This window comes from Citrobacter sp. Cpo126 (assembly GCF_030332445.1).
Taxonomy (GTDB): Bacteria; Pseudomonadota; Gammaproteobacteria; order Enterobacterales; family Enterobacteriaceae; genus Citrobacter; species Citrobacter portucalensis.
Genome location: NZ_JAOWHT010000030.1, coordinates 29,362 through 45,334, shown reverse-complemented (window position 1 = coordinate 45,334; position 15,973 = coordinate 29,362). Strand labels below are relative to the sequence as shown.

Below are 15,973 nucleotides of genomic sequence, written 5' to 3'. Positions count from 1 at the left end.
ACAAAATCCACAAGGTATAGAGGCGAAAAAATCTTCAGGCCATATCCGTCAGATCAGACAACATAGTCTTCCAGTGCCGGTTCTTGTTTACAGAGGCGACGCCAGTCTACGATCGGCATACGAACCTGCAGACCTACGCTGCCGTCCTCCTCCATCCACTCTTTTTCTATTGCCTGAAGTTGATAAAACCGGCTTCTCAAACGCCCTTCCTGCGGCGGCAAACGCAACGTATGCTGCGCCACCTCACCGGAAAGTCGCTCAGTCAAAGCCTGAAAAAGTTGTGGTATACCAATCCCCGTTTGCGCTGATACCCAAACGCGAATGGGTTTATTCTCTTCATCTCTGTCGATACGCGGCTCAAAGTCATCCAACATATCGATTTTATTCATCACCAGCAGGGTCGGGATCTCATGCGCATCGATCTCTTCGAGCACCGTATCGACGGCCTCAATGTTTTCCTGCACACGAAAATCTGCTGCATCAATAACGTGCAGCAGCAATGTCGCCTGACGTGTTTCCTGCAAGGTGGCCTTAAACGCCGCCACCAGGTCGTGCGGCAAATGACGGATAAACCCAACGGTATCCGCCAGCACAGTCTCACCCACGTCCGCAACGTCTATTCTGCGTAGCGTCGGGTCCAGGGTCGCAAACAGCTGATCTGCTGCGTAGACCTGGGCTTCGGTGATCTGGTTGAACAGGGTGGATTTTCCGGCGTTGGTATATCCCACCAGTGATACGGTTGGGACATCCGCTTTCTTGCGCGACTGTCGCCCCTGCTCACGTTGCTTTTCAACTTTTTCCAGGCGCGACTGTATCTGCAAAATGCGATTACGCAGCAAACGACGGTCGGTTTCGAGCTGGGTTTCACCCGGGCCGCGCAAACCAATCCCGCCCTTTTGCCGTTCAAGGTGAGTCCAGCCACGGACCAGACGCGTAGCCATATGGCGCAACTGCGCCAGCTCAACCTGCAACTTACCCTCATGGGTTCGCGCACGCTGGGCAAAAATATCTAAAATGAGACCAGTCCTGTCGATAACAAGACACTGGCACAACTGTTCCAGGTTACGTTCCTGGGCAGGGCTTAGAGCATGATCAAAAATCACCACCGCAGCGCCAGTCGCTTTTACGGCTTCGGCAATTTCGATTGCCTTACCTTCACCAACAAAATACTTCGGGTGCGGTGCTTTACGGCTCCCGGTAATCACCTGCATTGCTTCGACACCGGCGGAAGAAACCAGAGATTCAAACTCCTGGAGGTCTTCCATATCTTTGTCTTGCGAAAAATAGATGTGTACCAGTACCGCCTGCTCACCGGCATCATAACGGTCAAACAAGCGTCAACCCCTTAATATAAATCAACGGGGAACACAGGATCGCTGGCTCCCCGTATGTAAAACAGCTAATAACCTTATTCGGTTTCTTCGCTGTCCTGTTGCGCAGATGAACCTTGCGCGTTGCTACCGTGATGGTAGTTGCTGCCTGTGCCGCCGGTGGCATTATTGCTGTGATGAGAAACCGGACGAGACGGGACAACAGTAGAAATCGCGTGCTTATAAACCATCTGGCTGACCGTGTTTTTCAACAGGATCACGAACTGATCAAAAGACTCGATTTGACCTTGCAGCTTAATACCATTCACCAAATAAATAGAAACTGGAACACGTTCCCGACGCAGTGCGTTCAGGAACGGATCTTGTAAAGATTGCCCCTTAGCCATTCTCTCTTTTCCTTATATGCTTATTTGTACTTTGAACCTTTCGATTCTGAAAAATTGCGCACGATACGTTTCAATTGTACACATTCAGTTCGCGATAGCACCAACAACCTGTAATACTTCGTTTCGCGCCTGGTCAGGCTTTTCACTGTCAAGCCAGTGCACCCCTTCCCAACCACGCAACCAGGTTACCTGTCGCTTCGCCAACTGCCTCGTGGCGCAAACACCTCTATAAACCATTTCATCGTATGAAATTTCACCTTCAATGTATGACCACATCTGGCGATACCCTACACAACGAATGGAAGGCAAATCCGTATGCAAATCTCCACGGGCAAAAAGCGCCCGGACTTCTGCTTCAAAACCTGAAGCTAACATCTGATGAAAACGCTGCTCAATTCGCTGATGGAGCAGTTCACGGCTCGCCGGGGCGATTGCAAACTGATGCACCTGATACGGCAAAGCATCTCCTGACGTTTGCGTCAGCTCCGTTAAAGTTTTACCCGAAATGAAAAAAACTTCCAGTGCCCGGGAAAGTCTTTGCGGATCATTTGGATGAATACGCGCCGCTGCCACGGGATCGATGTCCTGAAGCTGTCGGTGTAACGCGTCCCAACCCTGCTCTGCCGCCTGCTGCTCAATTCTGGCCCTGACTTCCGGGTCCGCCGACGGTAACGGCGACAGTCCTTCAAGCAAGGCTTTGAAATATAACATTGTGCCGCCCACCAGCAACGGGATACGGCCCGCGGCGGTGATGTCGGCCATCTCGGCTAACGCATCGCGACGAAAATCCGCAGCGGAGTACGCCTGCGATGGATCGCGGATATCCAGCAATCGGTGCGGTGCGGCCTGTAATTCAGCTGCATCAGGCTTAGCTGTACCGATATCCATCCCCTTGTAAATAAGGGCGGAATCAACGCTTATCAACTCTATGGGCAAAACTTTACGCAATTCAATTGCTAATGCCGTTTTACCGGAGGCCGTTGGCCCCATCAAAAAAATCGCCTTTGGCAGGCTCGCCTTACGGGTATCACTCATGTTTCAGGGCATTCATTACCGAATGTAAATCAACAGGTTGTAACAGACCACCCGGCGGTGCCTTCACGAGTTGTGGGCAGAGCCGCTCAACATCCGCTAACAGCGTAATCGCCTGTGCCATGCTCCACTGTGGATGCTCGCTCATCAGGTTACGTGCGATCCACTGTGCAATATTGCCCGGCTCGAATACGGATTGCTGCGCCAGGTAGCCTATCAGTTCAGGAATCAAGATTTGTAAATTTTGTTGGCGTAAGGGTAAAGGCACCGCCCGGATGGTCACATGCTGCGCATCCAGCTGAAATTCAATGCCCAACTCAGCCAGTTGGCTCTGTCCTTTTTGCAGTGCCGCTTTTTCATCAGCGGTCACTTTTAGACGTAAAGGGATCAGTAACGGTTGAGCACAAACCGCTCCCTGATCCGGCGTTAACTGCGCCTGACGCAGCCAACGCTCAGCCACCGGTAATGCCAACAACCGAATATGGCCATCGCACTCGAGTAACGCGCAGTCTGCACCAACTATCGTTAGCACCCGGCCAAAGCCCTGACTGCTGCCAGTCAGAGGCGTCGATGGCGTTTCAGAGACCGGCGTTTTACGCGTTGGAGCAGGCGTCTGCATCAGTTGCTGATAAATTTCGCCCTGCTGCTTTTGGTATCCGGGTTGAGCACGAGGCCAACTGGCTCCCGCCTGACGGCCACCGCCACCACTATTGCCACTTCCAGTGCCAGCGGATGCTGAGTACCGCGGTGTCGCAGGTTCACGCGCGGGAGCCGGCTCGGCAAAATGGTTGCGTCCAGCAGCAACGCGGTTTTCCGGAATGTGCCTTGGGGCGGGTTCGTCGTCATCAGCCAACGGCAGCGGCGTTTCAAGCTGCTGTTGCAGGACACTCAACACGCCCTGGTAAATAAAATCGTGCACCAGCCGGGATTGATGGAAACGGACCTCATGTTTAGCTGGGTGTACGTTGACATCCACTTGATGCGGATCGATTTCCAGATACAACACAAAAGCGGGCTGTTGATCGGCTCCCAGCTTATCTTCACAGGCCTGGCGGATAGCATGGTTGATCAGCCGGTCGCGCATCATCCGACCATTCACGTAGCAGTACTGGATTTCTGCCAGTGCTGCCGTTGTGTGGTTAGGATCGGCCACCCAGCCGCGCAATGTTAAATCGCCATGCTGCCATTCGATCGCCAGCGCATGCTCCAGAAACGGCGTGCCGCAAATCGCGCCCAGTCGGCGCTCTTTCTGCCCATCCGCGGCCACTGCCCGGTACTGACGCACCACTTTGCCGTTGTGCGACAAATTTATCGTCACATCAAAACGCGCCAGCGCAATGCGGCGAATAATCTCGTCGATATGATTAAATTCGGTTTTCTCGGTGCGCATAAATTTGCGCCGCGCCGGGGTGTTGTAGAACAAATCTAGCACCTCCAGCGTGGTTCCCACCGGATGCGCAGCGGGTTTAACTGTGACATCCATGTCACGCCCTTCGGCATACGCCTGCCAGGCTTCGGGTTGTTCTTGCGTACGCGACGTCAGGGTTAAACGAGACACGGAGCTGATACTGGCCAGCGCTTCGCCGCGAAATCCGAGGCTTACGATGGCTTCAAGATCGTCAAGCGAGGCTATTTTACTGGTGGCATGACGCGCCAACGCCAACGCCAGCTCGTCTTTTTTAATCCCGCAGCCGTTGTCACGAATACGGATAAGCTTCGCGCCGCCGCGTTCAATATCGATATCAATGCGCGTCGCACCGGCATCGATGCTGTTTTCCACCAGCTCTTTCACCACTGACGCAGGCCGTTCTACCACCTCGCCTGCGGCAATCTGGTTCGCCAGCTGTGGCGGTAGAACCTGAATCGGCATGGCTAATCCTTAATTTGTTAACGTGTTACCCGGCGATATGGCGCTGGCGGTTTGCGCCGGTGCGCCCTGCGGCCCGGTTTGCATCGGGTGCGCCTGGAAATAGTTACGCAATCCTTTGTAAATCGCCTCAGCCAGTTGCTGCTGGTAATCATCACTCGCCAACAGACGTTCTTCGCTGTTGTTACTGATAAAGCCAGTTTCAACCAGCACTGACGGGATATCAGGCGAACGCAGTACGCCAAGACTGGCGTGTTCTGGACGACGCTTATGCATCGAACCAATACGTTCTAACTGGCCGATCATGCTGGTCGCCACATCATACCCGACGCGCTGCGAATGACCGAACTGCAGATCCAGTACGGCCTGGCTGAGATAAGGATCGGACTGGCTGTTTGCCAGCACATCGCCCGCGCCGCCCAACAGCTCCGATTGCTTCTCGTGCTGTTCCAGCCAGCCGGCCATCTCACTGTTCGCCCGACGGTTTGACAGCACCCAAACGGAAGCACCTGTGGCATCACGATTTGGCGCGGCATCCGCGTGAATAGAAACCAGGAAATTGGCGTTTTGTTTACGCGCGACGTCTGAACGCCCCATCACCGAGATAAAGTAATCACCATCACGGGTGAGTACACCTTTAAACATCGGGTCATCATTGAGCAAACTGCGCAGCTTGCGCGCCACGGCAATCGTGACGTTTTTCTCACGCGTGCCGCCAGGACCAATAGCGCCAGGATCCTGTCCACCGTGTCCGGCATCAATGGCAATCACCACCTTATCGCCGTTGCTGGTGCTGGCGCGCGCCGCAGGGCGCGTGGAGGTATTGCTGTTAGTCACAGCCGTAGTGCGATCGTTTTCTGCTTTAAACGGATTGCGCGCTGGCTCGACAGGACGTGGGGCAACAATCGGCGCTTCAACACGCTTTGCAACCACGGGAGGTGGAGGCGGCGGCGCATCAGCGTTGATGGTAAACACGACGGTATAATTGCCGCCGTTCTGGCGTTTTACTGCTTCGGCTTTACCGTTCTCGGTTAAATCCACCACCAGGCGCAGAGATTGCGCATCTTTTGGCGTGCCGGAACGGATAGATTTCACCAGATTATTGCCGCTAAACAGCAGCGGTAACCCCTGAATCACACCGGTTTGTTTAATATCCAGCGCGACGGTTCGTTTCCCGTCCTGCGAAACGGCATATTCAGGATCGCCAATAAAGCTCAGCGTAATCCGCGCCTGTTGATCGCCATTGGACACCTGAAGATCGGAGAGGCTGGCGGCCCCTGCCTGCGCGCACAGCAGGACCAGGGTTGCCATCAGCCAGTTTCTGATGCGATAAATCATCCCGCCACCCTTAAGGTTAATCGGCTAAACGCGCCAGCAATAAATCACCTGATGAGGAGACTGCGCTTACACGCGCCTCTCGACCTTGCGCCTGGTATTCAATGTGTATTTCGACGTCCGGGTCTGGCAGTACACCTTTACCTTGTTGCGGCCATTCCACCAGGCAGATGGCATCATTGGCAAAATAATCGCGGATCCCCATAAATTCCAGCTCCTCTGGGTCCGCAAGTCGGTATAAATCGAAGTGATATACCATCAAGTTATCGAGTGAATAGGGTTCAACCAGCGTGTAGGTGGGGCTTTTTACATTACCTTTATGACCTAACGCCTGCAGAAATCCCCGGCTGAAGGTGGTTTTACCCGCCCCCAGGTCGCCGTACAAATATATAACCGTCGCGCCGTCACAGGCTTTGGCTACCCGCAGTCCCAGGTCTAAAGTCGCCTGCTCATCAGGTAGTGGAATTACTCGATTCATCATGATAAACGTCAATCACATCAGGGTTAACAATACGCTGTAGCGTGGTAAAGAGATCTGTCGCCAACATGCCGCGCGTACCAAAACGCGCCGCCAGCACATCCGCCGCCGCTCCGTGCGCAACACATCCCGCACATGCTGCATCATACGGGGTAAGCTTCTGTCCGAGCAATGCGCCAATAATACCGGAAAGCACATCCCCCATTCCGCCACTGGCCATCCCGGCATTGCCGGTATCAATAATACCCAACTCCGCCTGTTCAGCAGCAACAACCGTACCCGCGCCTTTCAGCACCACCACGCCTCCGTACCGTTTTACCAGACGTTGTGCACAAAGTAAGCGATCGTCTTCAATTTCTGCAATGGAACAACCCAGCAGTCGCGCGGCTTCACCTGGATGCGGCGTGATCACGCGATTGTGACGTTTATCGGGGTTGATTGCCAGCAGGTTCAGCGCATCCGCATCCCAGAGCATCGGTTTGCGAAAATTCTCCACTTTTTGCAGCGCTTTTTTGCCCCACTCCTGCTGACCAAGCCCGGGGCCTATCACCACTACATCCGCCCACGCCAGGCTCTCTTCCAGCGTCTGTGGTGTCAGCGCATCGACCATCAGTTCCGGTCTGGCTGTCAAAATAGGCGCAATGTTTTCACTGCGCGTCAGCACTTTGACCAGCCCGGCACCTGCTCGCAGCGCGGCTTCCCCGGCCATGCGTGTTGCGCCTGCCGTACCGTGGTCACCGCCGATAATCACCAGTCGACCGTGGGAACCCTTGTGCGAGGTGGGTCGACGCGGCGTTAGCCAGTGCGCAAGCTGTTGAACATCAAAACGTTGAATTGGCGCATTCTGTCCCGCCAGCCAGTCGTCCAGCCCAAGTGCGTTAACATGCAGACGCCCGGTGACATCGCGCGCTTTACCGGTGAGCAGGCCCGGCTTGAGTGCAATAAAGGTAATGGTATGCGCTGCGTTGATGACCGCGCCCGGCGTCGCTCCCGTCTGCGCCAGCAGGCCGGAGGGAATGTCTATCGCCACGGTGGGGGCTGGGTGAGAATTGGCACGTTCAATCAATACCGAGAGAGACTCACGCGGCGCATGTTTTAAGCCAGTGCCTGACAGCGCATCAATAATGACGTCCACGTTATTTGGCCAATTGATATCCGCCGCGTGAATGACGCCACCAGCGTTAAGCCAGGCATCACGCGCCTGCTGCGCCTCCTCGGGGAGCGGTTTGTCACTTTCCTGCGCCAGCAACGTAACTTCAAGACCCAGCGCTTTGGCAAGTCTTGCCACTACGTAACCATCACCGCCGTTGTTGCCATGACCACATAGCACCAGCCAGTGCCGGGCGTTCGGATAAGCCTCACGAGTGACCTGAAACGCCGCCTCTCCCGCCCGTTGCATCAGTTCGTACAGCGTCAGCCCTGAACTGTCTGCCGCCTCTCGCTCCATCCGCCTGATGTCATCGGCGTGCCAGATGGAGTGTGGTATACTTGCGGGGTTTTTCTTCATTGTATGGTCCGTCATGTCAGAGCCCCTCGATCTCAATCAGTTAGCGCAAAATATTAAGCAGTGGGGGCTGGAGCTTGGCTTTCAGCAGGTCGGGATTGCCGATACCGACCTCAGCGAAGCGGAACCCAAACTGCAGACCTGGCTGGATAAACAATACCACGGCGAGATGGACTGGATGGCCCGTCACGGCATGATGCGCGCCCGACCTCACGAATTATTGCCCGGTACGCTACGTGTCATCAGCGTACGTATGAACTATCTTCCTGCCAATGCGGCCTTCGCCAGCACGTTGAAGAATCCTTCTCTGGGTTACGTCAGCCGTTACGCGCTGGGGCGCGACTACCATAAGCTGCTACGTAACCGCTTAAAAAAGCTGGGAGAGATGATTCAACAGCACTGCGTTTCGCTGAATTTTAGACCTTTTGTCGATTCTGCGCCCATTCTTGAGCGTCCGTTAGCGGAAAAAGCCGGGCTTGGCTGGACAGGTAAGCACTCACTTATCCTCAATCGCGAAGCAGGTTCATTTTTCTTCCTCGGGGAATTACTGATCGATTTACCCTTGCCGATCGACCAACCAGTAGAAGAAGGATGCGGGAAATGCGTCGCCTGCATGACCATCTGTCCCACCGGGGCCATTGTTGAACCCTATACGGTGGATGCGCGCCGCTGTATCTCTTATCTCACTATCGAACTGGAAGGCGCGATCCCGGAAGAATTTCGTCCCTTGATGGGGAATCGAATTTATGGCTGCGATGATTGCCAGCTTATTTGCCCGTGGAACCGCTATTCACAGTTGACGGCAGAGGATGACTTCAACCCGCGCAAGCAGCTTCATGCTCCGGAGTTAATAGAGCTGTTTAGCTGGAGCGAAGCGTGGTTTTTAAAAGTCACGGAAGGGTCTGCCATTCGTCGTATTGGCCACCTGCGCTGGCTGCGAAATATCGCCGTTGCGTTGGGTAATGCTCCCTGGAATGAAGCCATTCTTCGCGCACTGGAAAGTCGCAGAGGTGAGCACCCACTTCTCGACGAACACATAGAGTGGGCGGTTGCTCAGCAAATCGAGAAGCGAAATGCCTGCGTAGTTGAGGTGCAGCTACCGCAGAAACAACGTTTGGTCAGGGTCATTGAGAAGGGTCTGCCGCGCGACGCTTAAGTCATCCACAGCTTGTGTATAAAAATAAAAACACATTGATATTCAAGAGGGAAAAAATCGTCAAGTGATCGTATTAACAATTTGAAATGATAATTAAATTAATAATTTCAAATAGTTAAAATGATACTATTCACCCGGCGAAGTTTTTTGCATTCCAGGAATAATACCCGAACCTGTGGATAAGTCTGTTTACAAGAGTATGTCAATGACGAAACAAAACGTCCCCAACGCGATTATTCGTTGTGGATATTTTTATTGGGGTAAGAATTTGGAGCGGGAAACGAGACTCGAACTCGCGACCCCGACCTTGGCAAGGTCGTGCTCTACCAACTGAGCTATTCCCGCTTGGGTGTGTCTGTGCTTAATAAGCACTTTCAAATTTTGGAGCGGGAAACGAGACTCGAACTCGCGACCCCGACCTTGGCAAGGTCGTGCTCTACCAACTGAGCTATTCCCGCTTGGGTGTGTCTGTGCTTAATAAGCACTTTCAAATTTTGGAGCGGGAAACGAGACTCGAACTCGCGACCCCGACCTTGGCAAGGTCGTGCTCTACCAACTGAGCTATTCCCGCAAATCTGTACTGCTTTTGTTGCTGTCGTAATTTGCATTTCTGCGTCGTTACGGGAGGCGCATTATACGAGAAATCCGTTTAGCTGCAACCCCCCTGAAAGCGTTTTTTTCGAAAATTCGTTCAAGTGATTAATTTACAATCAAGCTGAACAATTTAGCGTCAAAAAACCGGTGACGCAAGCCACCGGAGGACAAAATCAAAGATTAATAAAATGTTCGCGATAGTAAGCAAGCTCAGCAACAGATTCACGAATGTCGTCCATCGCCTGATGTGTTCCCTGCTTGGTGAAGCCCGCAAGGATTTCCGGCTTCCAACGACGCGCCAGTTCTTTGAGCGTACTGACGTCCAGATAGCGATAATGGAAATACGCCTCCAGCTCCGGCATGTATTTAAACAGGAAACGACGATCCTGCCCGATGCTGTTGCCGCAGATAGGTGATTTCCCTTCCGGAACCCACTCTTTCAAAAAAGCCAGCGTGGCCAGTTCAGCGTCACGATCGCCCATGGTGCTCGCCTTCACGCGCTCCACCAGCCCGCTACCGGTATGCGTACGTACGTTCCAGTCATCCATTAATGCCAGCTGTTCGTCGGACTGGTGCACCGCAATTGTCGGTCCTTCAGCCAGAATATTCAGGTTGGCATCCGTCACCAGCGTGGCGATCTCAATAATGCGATCGCGCTCGGGATCCAGACCTGTCATCTCCAGATCGATCCAAATCAGGTTGTTTTCATTGGCACTCATGCTATTTTCCACCCTTCAGCGTCACATTCAGTGTGACTACATTGATCTAAAATTGTGTGTATCATAAATGTTTTGCCCATCATGGGCGACCAGGAGCCAGTCCGATTGAGTAAGAATAAACTCTCCAAAGGCCAACAGCGCCGTGTGAACGCCAATCACCAGCGTCGTCTTAAAACGTCCACGGAGAAGCCCGACTACGACGACAACCTGTTTGGCGAAACCGCTGAAGGCATCGTTATCAGCCGTTTTGGCATGCATGCCGACGTAGAGTCTGCTGACGGTGAAATTCACCGCTGCAACATCCGCCGTACAATTCGCTCGCTGGTTACTGGCGATCGCGTAGTCTGGCGCCCGGGTAAAGCGGCAGCTGAAGGCGTGAATGTCAAAGGTATCGTTGAAGCGGTACACGATCGTACTTCGGTATTGACACGCCCCGACTTTTACGACGGGGTAAAGCCTATTGCCGCCAACATCGACCAGATCGTTATTGTCTCAGCCATCTTACCCGAGCTGTCACTCAATATTATCGACCGGTATCTGGTAGCCTGCGAAACGCTACACGTTGAACCGATTATCGTGCTGAATAAGATCGATCTGCTGGATGATGAAGGCATGGCCTTCGTTAACGAACAGATGGATATCTATCGCAACATTGGCTATCAGGTGTTGATGGTATCAAGCCGCACTAAAGACGGCCTGAAACCGCTTGAAGAAGCATTAACCGATCGCATCAGCATTTTTGCCGGTCAATCGGGCGTAGGTAAATCCAGCCTGCTCAATAATCTCCTCGGCCTGCAGGAAGAGATCCTGACCAATGATGTCTCTGACAACTCCGGCCTTGGACAGCACACCACCACGGCCTCTCGCCTGTATCACTTCCCACACGGCGGCGACGTTATCGACTCCCCTGGCGTACGTGAGTTTGGACTGTGGCATCTGGAGCCGGAACAAATCACGCATGGCTTTGTCGAATTCCATGACTACCTGGGCCATTGCAAATACCGCGACTGCAAGCATGATACCGATCCAGGCTGCGCTATCCGTGAGGCTGTAGAAAAAGGGGCCATAGCCGAAACCCGGTTTGAAAATTATCACCGCATCCTGGAAAGCATGGCGCAGGTAAAAACGCGTAAAAACTTTTCTGATACAGACAACTGACAACTAAGCTAAGCATCGCTAGAATCGTCCCCCTTTTTTCAGGATCCGGCCCGTATGCCGGATTGGGAACAAATTATGGCCTGGAGGCTACCTTGTTAAACTCATTTAAGCTTTCGCTACAATACATTCTGCCGAAACTATGGCTCACTCGCCTGGCGGGTTGGGGTGCGAGCAAACGAGCGGGATGGCTGACCAAACTGGTTATCGATCTGTTCGTGAAATATTACAAGGTCGATATGAAAGAGGCGCAAAAGCCGGACACCGCCAGCTATCGCACCTTCAACGACTTCTTTGTTCGCCCGCTGCGCGATGATGCTCGCCCGATTAATACCGATCCAAACGTACTGGTCATGCCCGCTGACGGTGTGATTAACCAGTTAGGCAACATCGAGGAAGACAAACTGCTGCAGGCTAAAGGGCACAGCTATACCCTTGAAGCGCTGCTGGCTGGCAACTATCAGATGGCGGACAAATTCCGCAACGGTACGTTTGTAACCACTTACTTGTCTCCACGCGATTACCACCGTGTACACATGCCGTGTAACGGTATCCTGCGTGAAATGATGTATGTGCCGGGCGATCTCTTCTCTGTAAACATCCTGACTGCGCAAAACGTACCGAACCTGTTTGCCCGCAACGAACGTGTAATCTGTCTGTTTGATACCGAATTTGGCCCGATGGTGCAGATTCTGGTCGGCGCGACCATCGTCGGCAGCATTGAGACCGTATGGGCTGGCACCATTACCCCACCGCGTGAAGGCGTCATCAAGCGCTGGACCTGGCCGGAAGGCGAAAGCGAAGGGTCGGTGGCGCTGCTGAAAGGTCAGGAAATGGGCCGCTTTAAGCTCGGTTCCACCGTCATCAACCTGTTCGCACCTGGCAAAGTTAACCTGGTTGAGCAGTTGCAGGATCTGTCCGTGACCAAAATCGGCCAACCAATGGCCATCTCAACCGAGACTTTCGTGACGCCAGAGGCAGAACCGGCCCCGCTGGCGAAAGAAGAGATCGAAGCAGAACACGACGCCAGCCCGCTGGTTGACGACAAAAAAGACGAAAGTTAAACATAGGAATCGCTGCTGTGCGCCTGATTATCACTTTTCTGATGGCCTGGTGCCTCAGCCTGGGGGCGTACGCTGCGACGGCCCCCGATGCCAAACAACTCACCCAGGAACTGGAGCAGGCAAAAGCGGCAAAACCTGCTCAGCCAGAAACCGTCGAGGCGCTCCAGTCCGCGCTGAATGCCCTTGAGGAGCGTAAAGGCTCTCTCGAGCGTGCCCAGCAATATCAGCAGGTTATTGATAACTTCCCCAAGCTGTCCGCAACGTTACGCGCGCAGCTTAGCAACCTGCGTGATGAACCGCGCAATGTGCCAACCGGACTCACTACCGATGCGTTAAACCAGGAGATCCTCCAGGTTAGCAGCCAACTGCTGGAAAAGAGTCGTCAGGCCCAGCAGGAGCAGGATCGCGCCCGGGAAATCGCCGACTCGTTAAGCCAGCTTCCTCAACAGCAAACCGATGCCCGCCGCCAGCTCAATGAGCTTGAGCGACGCATTGGTACCGCCAACGGTAATTCCGCACAGAATCAGGCGATGCAGGCTGAATCCGCCAAACTTAAAGCCCAGGTCGATGAACTGGAGCTGGCGCAGCTTTCCGCCAATAACCGTCAGGAACTGGCGCGTATGCGCTCCGAACTGGCGGAAAAACAGAGTCAACAACTCGACGCTTACCTGCAGGCTTTGCGCAACCAGCTTAACAGTCAACGTCAGCGTGAAGCTGAGCGAGCGCTGGAAAGCACTGAACTGCTGGCGGAAAACAGCGCGGGACTGCCGGAGGGTATTGTCGACCAGTTCAAGGTAAACCGCGAGCTGTCTCAGGCCTTGAACCAGCAAGCACAGCGTATGGACCTGGTCGCCTCGCAGCAGCGTCAGGCCGCCAGCCAAACGCTGCAGGTGCGTCAGGCATTGAATACGCTGCGAGAGCAGTCTCAGTGGCTTGGGGTTTCAAATATGCTGGGAGAAGCGCTGCGAGCGCAGGTATCCCGTCTGCCGGAAATGCCTAAACCTCAGCAGTTGGATACCGAAATGGCGCAGCTTCGCGTACACCGCATGCGCTATGAGGATCTCCTCAACAAACAGCCGCAGCTGCGTCAAATTCATCAGGCCGATGGACAACCGCTGACCGCTGAACAGAGCAGCATCCTCAACGCCCAGCTACGCACCCAGCGTGAGTTGCTGAACTCATTGTTACAGGGCGGCGATACGCTGATCCTTGAGCTGACCAAGCTCAAAGTTTCCAACAGCCAACTGGAAGATGCGCTAAAAGAGGTCAATGAAGCGACACACCGCTACCTGTTCTGGACGTCAGACGTTAGCCCTATCTCCCTCTCCTGGCCTGTCGACATCGTTCAGGATCTGCGGCGTCTGATCTCATTAGATACGTTTAATCAGTTGGGCAAAGCCAGCATCATGATGCTGACCAGCAAAGAAACGCTGCTACCGCTGTTCGCGGCGTTGGTGTTAGTTGGCTTTAGCCTCTCTTCGCGCAAGCACTTCACCCGTTTCCTTGAACGCTCGTCCGCGCGGGTCGGGAAAGTCACCCAGGACCACTTCTGGCTGACAATACGCACGGTATTCTGGTCAATACTCGTCGCTTCACCATTGCCAGTGCTGTGGGCAACGCTCGGTTACGGATTGCAGGAAGCCTGGCCTTATCCGTTGGCTGTCGCGATCGGCGATGGCGTTACCGCCACGGTGCCCATGCTGTGGGCGGTAATGATCTGCGCCACCTTTGCACGTCCCAACGGTCTGTTCATTGCCCACTTTGGCTGGCCGCGGAACCGCGTCGCGAAAGCCATGCACTATTACCTGATGAGCATCGGGCTGATTGTCCCGTTGATCATGGCGGTGATTATGTTTGATAACCTCAATGACCGGGAATTCTCCGCCTCACTGGGACGTCTGTGCTTTATTCTGATTTGCGGTGCGCTGGCGGTCGTAACCCTGAGCCTGAAACGCGCCGGGATACCGCTGTACCTCGATAAAGAGGGCAACAGCGATAACATGGTTAACAGCATGCTGTGGAATATGCTGATGGGTGCGCCGCTGATTGCCATTCTCGCCGCGGCAGTAGGCTACCTCGCCACGTCACAAGCCCTGCTGGCTCGTCTGGAAACGTCCGTAGCGATTTGGTTCTTATTACTGGTGGTGTATCACGTTATCCGCCGTTGGATGCTGATCCAGCGCCGCCGCCTGGCGTTCGACCGCGCCAAGCATCGACGCGCTGAAATGCTGGCGCAGCGCGCGCGGGGCGAAGAAGAACCACCGCATTCCACCAGCCTTGAAGGCGCGATTGACGTTGATGAAAGCGAAGTGGATCTGGATGCTATCAGCGCGCAATCGCTGCGCCTGGTGCGTTCTATCCTGATGCTTATCGCCCTGCTCTCGGTCATTGTACTGTGGTCAGAAATTCATTCCGCTTTCGGCTTCCTGGAAAACATCTCATTGTGGGATGTCACCTCCACGGTTCAGGGCGTGGAAAGCTTAGAACCGATAACGCTGGGCGCGGTGCTTATCGCGATTCTGGTATTCATCATCACCACCCAGTTAGTGCGCAACCTACCCGCACTGCTGGAGCTGGCACTACTGCAACATCTGGATTTAACCCCCGGCACCGGTTATGCCATCACCACCATTACCAAGTATCTGCTGATGCTGATTGGCGGTCTGGTTGGCTTCTCGATGATCGGTATTGAATGGTCCAAACTGCAATGGCTGGTGGCGGCTCTCGGTGTCGGTCTGGGCTTTGGTTTGCAGGAGATCTTCGCCAACTTTATTTCCGGCCTAATTATCCTGTTTGAAAAACCAATCCGCATTGGCGACACGGTGACGATTCGCGATCTTACCGGTAGCGTGACGAAAATTAATACCCGCGCCACCACTATCAGCGACTGGGACCGCAAAGAGATCATCGTGCCCAACAAAGCCTTTATCACTGAACAGTTTATCAACTGGTCGTTATCCGATTCCGTTACCCGTGTGGTGTTAACCATCCCGGCACCGTCGGAGGCTAATAGCGAGGAGGTTACGCAGATCCTGCTGACTGCCGCGCAGCGCTGTTCGCTGGTTATCGATAATCCGGCACCTGAAGTCTTCCTGGTTGACCTGCAGCAGGGGATTCAAATCTTCGAACTGCGTATTTATGCCGCAGAAATGGGGCATCGCATGCCGCTGCGCCATGAAATCCACCAACTGATTCTGGCAGGCTTCCGCGAGCACGGTATTGATATGCCGTTCCCTCCGTTCCAGATGCGTCTGGAGAGCCTCGGCGGTAAGCAAACAGGGAGAACATTAAGTTCTGCAGGAAGAGGCAGTCGCCCGGCAGGGAGTTTGTAACGCACAATGCAGGCAAGAAA

The 15,973-nt window shown here is 53.9% G+C and carries 12 protein-coding genes and 3 tRNA genes; 4 read left to right on the top strand and 11 right to left on the bottom strand.

The features are described from left to right. Window positions 1-53: 53 nt before the first annotated feature. The 7 genes from hflX to nnr form a co-directional block, all read right to left on the bottom strand. Window positions 54-1,334, bottom strand: a complete 1,281-nt coding sequence (gene hflX, locus OGY17_RS08145; protein WP_003830495.1) for a ribosome rescue GTPase HflX — start codon at window positions 1,332-1,334, stop codon at window positions 54-56. A gap of 74 nt (window positions 1,335-1,408) precedes the next feature. Beyond that, complete coding sequence (gene hfq / locus OGY17_RS08140; protein ID WP_003025584.1) at window positions 1,409-1,717, bottom strand: RNA chaperone Hfq; 309 nt, start codon at window positions 1,715-1,717, stop codon at window positions 1,409-1,411. 84 nt (window positions 1,718-1,801) lie between these two features. Beyond that, complete coding sequence (miaA, locus tag OGY17_RS08135) at window positions 1,802-2,752, bottom strand: tRNA (adenosine(37)-N6)-dimethylallyltransferase MiaA (RefSeq protein ID WP_008786004.1); 951 nt, start codon at window positions 2,750-2,752, stop codon at window positions 1,802-1,804. Then, a complete protein-coding gene (mutL, locus tag OGY17_RS08130; protein ID WP_149607484.1) occupies window positions 2,745-4,619 on the bottom strand; it encodes a DNA mismatch repair endonuclease MutL in 1,875 nt (624 codons plus the stop codon). Before mutL ends, miaA begins: the two co-directional genes overlap by 8 nt. A gap of 9 nt (window positions 4,620-4,628) precedes the next feature. Further along, the gene (gene amiB / locus OGY17_RS08125) at window positions 4,629-5,954 is read right to left on the bottom strand and encodes an N-acetylmuramoyl-L-alanine amidase AmiB (protein ID WP_032942167.1); all 1,326 of its coding nucleotides are present in this window, start codon (window positions 5,952-5,954) and stop codon (window positions 4,629-4,631) included. A gap of 16 nt (window positions 5,955-5,970) precedes the next feature. Further along, window positions 5,971-6,432 (bottom strand): tRNA (adenosine(37)-N6)-threonylcarbamoyltransferase complex ATPase subunit type 1 TsaE, encoded by a 462-nt coding sequence (gene tsaE / locus OGY17_RS08120; RefSeq protein WP_008786002.1) that lies wholly within the window; start codon window positions 6,430-6,432, stop codon window positions 5,971-5,973. Beyond that, window positions 6,404-7,951: a bifunctional ADP-dependent NAD(P)H-hydrate dehydratase/NAD(P)H-hydrate epimerase gene (gene nnr / locus OGY17_RS08115; protein ID WP_286606856.1), complete on the bottom strand. Its 1,548-nt coding sequence runs from the start codon at window positions 7,949-7,951 to the stop codon at window positions 6,404-6,406. Before nnr ends, tsaE begins: the two co-directional genes overlap by 29 nt. Here nnr and queG point away from each other — a divergent pair. Beyond that, window positions 7,950-9,089: a tRNA epoxyqueuosine(34) reductase QueG gene (gene queG, locus OGY17_RS08110; protein WP_286606853.1), complete on the top strand. Its 1,140-nt coding sequence runs from the start codon at window positions 7,950-7,952 to the stop codon at window positions 9,087-9,089. The genes nnr and queG overlap by 2 nt on opposite strands. Window positions 9,090-9,358: 269 nt before the next feature. Here queG and OGY17_RS08105 read toward each other — a convergent pair. From OGY17_RS08105 to orn, 4 genes are all read right to left on the bottom strand, one after another. Beyond that, window positions 9,359-9,434 (bottom strand) — tRNA-Gly (locus OGY17_RS08105). 37 nt (window positions 9,435-9,471) lie between these two features. Next, window positions 9,472-9,547: transfer RNA gene (locus tag OGY17_RS08100), tRNA-Gly, on the bottom strand. A gap of 37 nt (window positions 9,548-9,584) precedes the next feature. Then, window positions 9,585-9,660, bottom strand: a tRNA-Gly gene (locus tag OGY17_RS08095). 196 nt (window positions 9,661-9,856) lie between these two features. Continuing rightward, window positions 9,857-10,402 (bottom strand): oligoribonuclease, encoded by a 546-nt coding sequence (orn, locus tag OGY17_RS08090; protein ID WP_071446082.1) that lies wholly within the window; start codon window positions 10,400-10,402, stop codon window positions 9,857-9,859. A gap of 105 nt (window positions 10,403-10,507) precedes the next feature. Here orn and rsgA point away from each other — a divergent pair, with 105 nt between their 5' ends. The 3 genes from rsgA (at window position 10,508) to mscM (ending at window position 15,953) form a co-directional block, all read left to right on the top strand. Beyond that, entirely contained in the window at window positions 10,508-11,560 is a 1,053-nt protein-coding gene (rsgA, locus tag OGY17_RS08085; RefSeq protein ID WP_172111153.1) for a small ribosomal subunit biogenesis GTPase RsgA, read from the top strand. A 92-nt stretch (window positions 11,561-11,652) separates the two neighbouring features. Then, a complete protein-coding gene (asd, locus tag OGY17_RS08080) occupies window positions 11,653-12,621 on the top strand; it encodes an archaetidylserine decarboxylase (protein ID WP_048212901.1) in 969 nt (322 codons plus the stop codon). Between the two features lie 17 nt (window positions 12,622-12,638). After that, window positions 12,639-15,953 (top strand): miniconductance mechanosensitive channel MscM, encoded by a 3,315-nt coding sequence (mscM, locus tag OGY17_RS08075; protein ID WP_008785996.1) that lies wholly within the window; start codon window positions 12,639-12,641, stop codon window positions 15,951-15,953. Window positions 15,954-15,973 lie beyond the last annotated feature (20 nt).

What these genes read in the sequence shown, in the direction of transcription:
- hfq (WP_003025584.1), bottom strand. Translation starts at nt 1,717, where the DNA reads ATGGCTAAGGGGCAATCTTTACAAGATCCGTTCCTGAACGCACTGCGT.
- miaA (WP_008786004.1), bottom strand. Translation starts at nt 2,752, where the DNA reads ATGAGTGATACCCGTAAGGCGAGCCTGCCAAAGGCGATTTTTTTGATG.
- mutL (WP_149607484.1), bottom strand. Translation starts at nt 4,619, where the DNA reads ATGCCGATTCAGGTTCTACCGCCACAGCTGGCGAACCAGATTGCCGCA.
- amiB (WP_032942167.1), bottom strand. Translation starts at nt 5,954, where the DNA reads ATGATTTATCGCATCAGAAACTGGCTGATGGCAACCCTGGTCCTGCTG.
- tsaE (WP_008786002.1), bottom strand. Translation starts at nt 6,432, where the DNA reads ATGATGAATCGAGTAATTCCACTACCTGATGAGCAGGCGACTTTAGAC.
- queG (WP_286606853.1), top strand. Translation starts at nt 7,950, where the DNA reads ATGTCAGAGCCCCTCGATCTCAATCAGTTAGCGCAAAATATTAAGCAG.
- nnr (WP_286606856.1), bottom strand. Translation starts at nt 7,951, where the DNA reads ATGACGGACCATACAATGAAGAAAAACCCCGCAAGTATACCACACTCC.
- orn (WP_071446082.1), bottom strand. Translation starts at nt 10,402, where the DNA reads ATGAGTGCCAATGAAAACAACCTGATTTGGATCGATCTGGAGATGACA.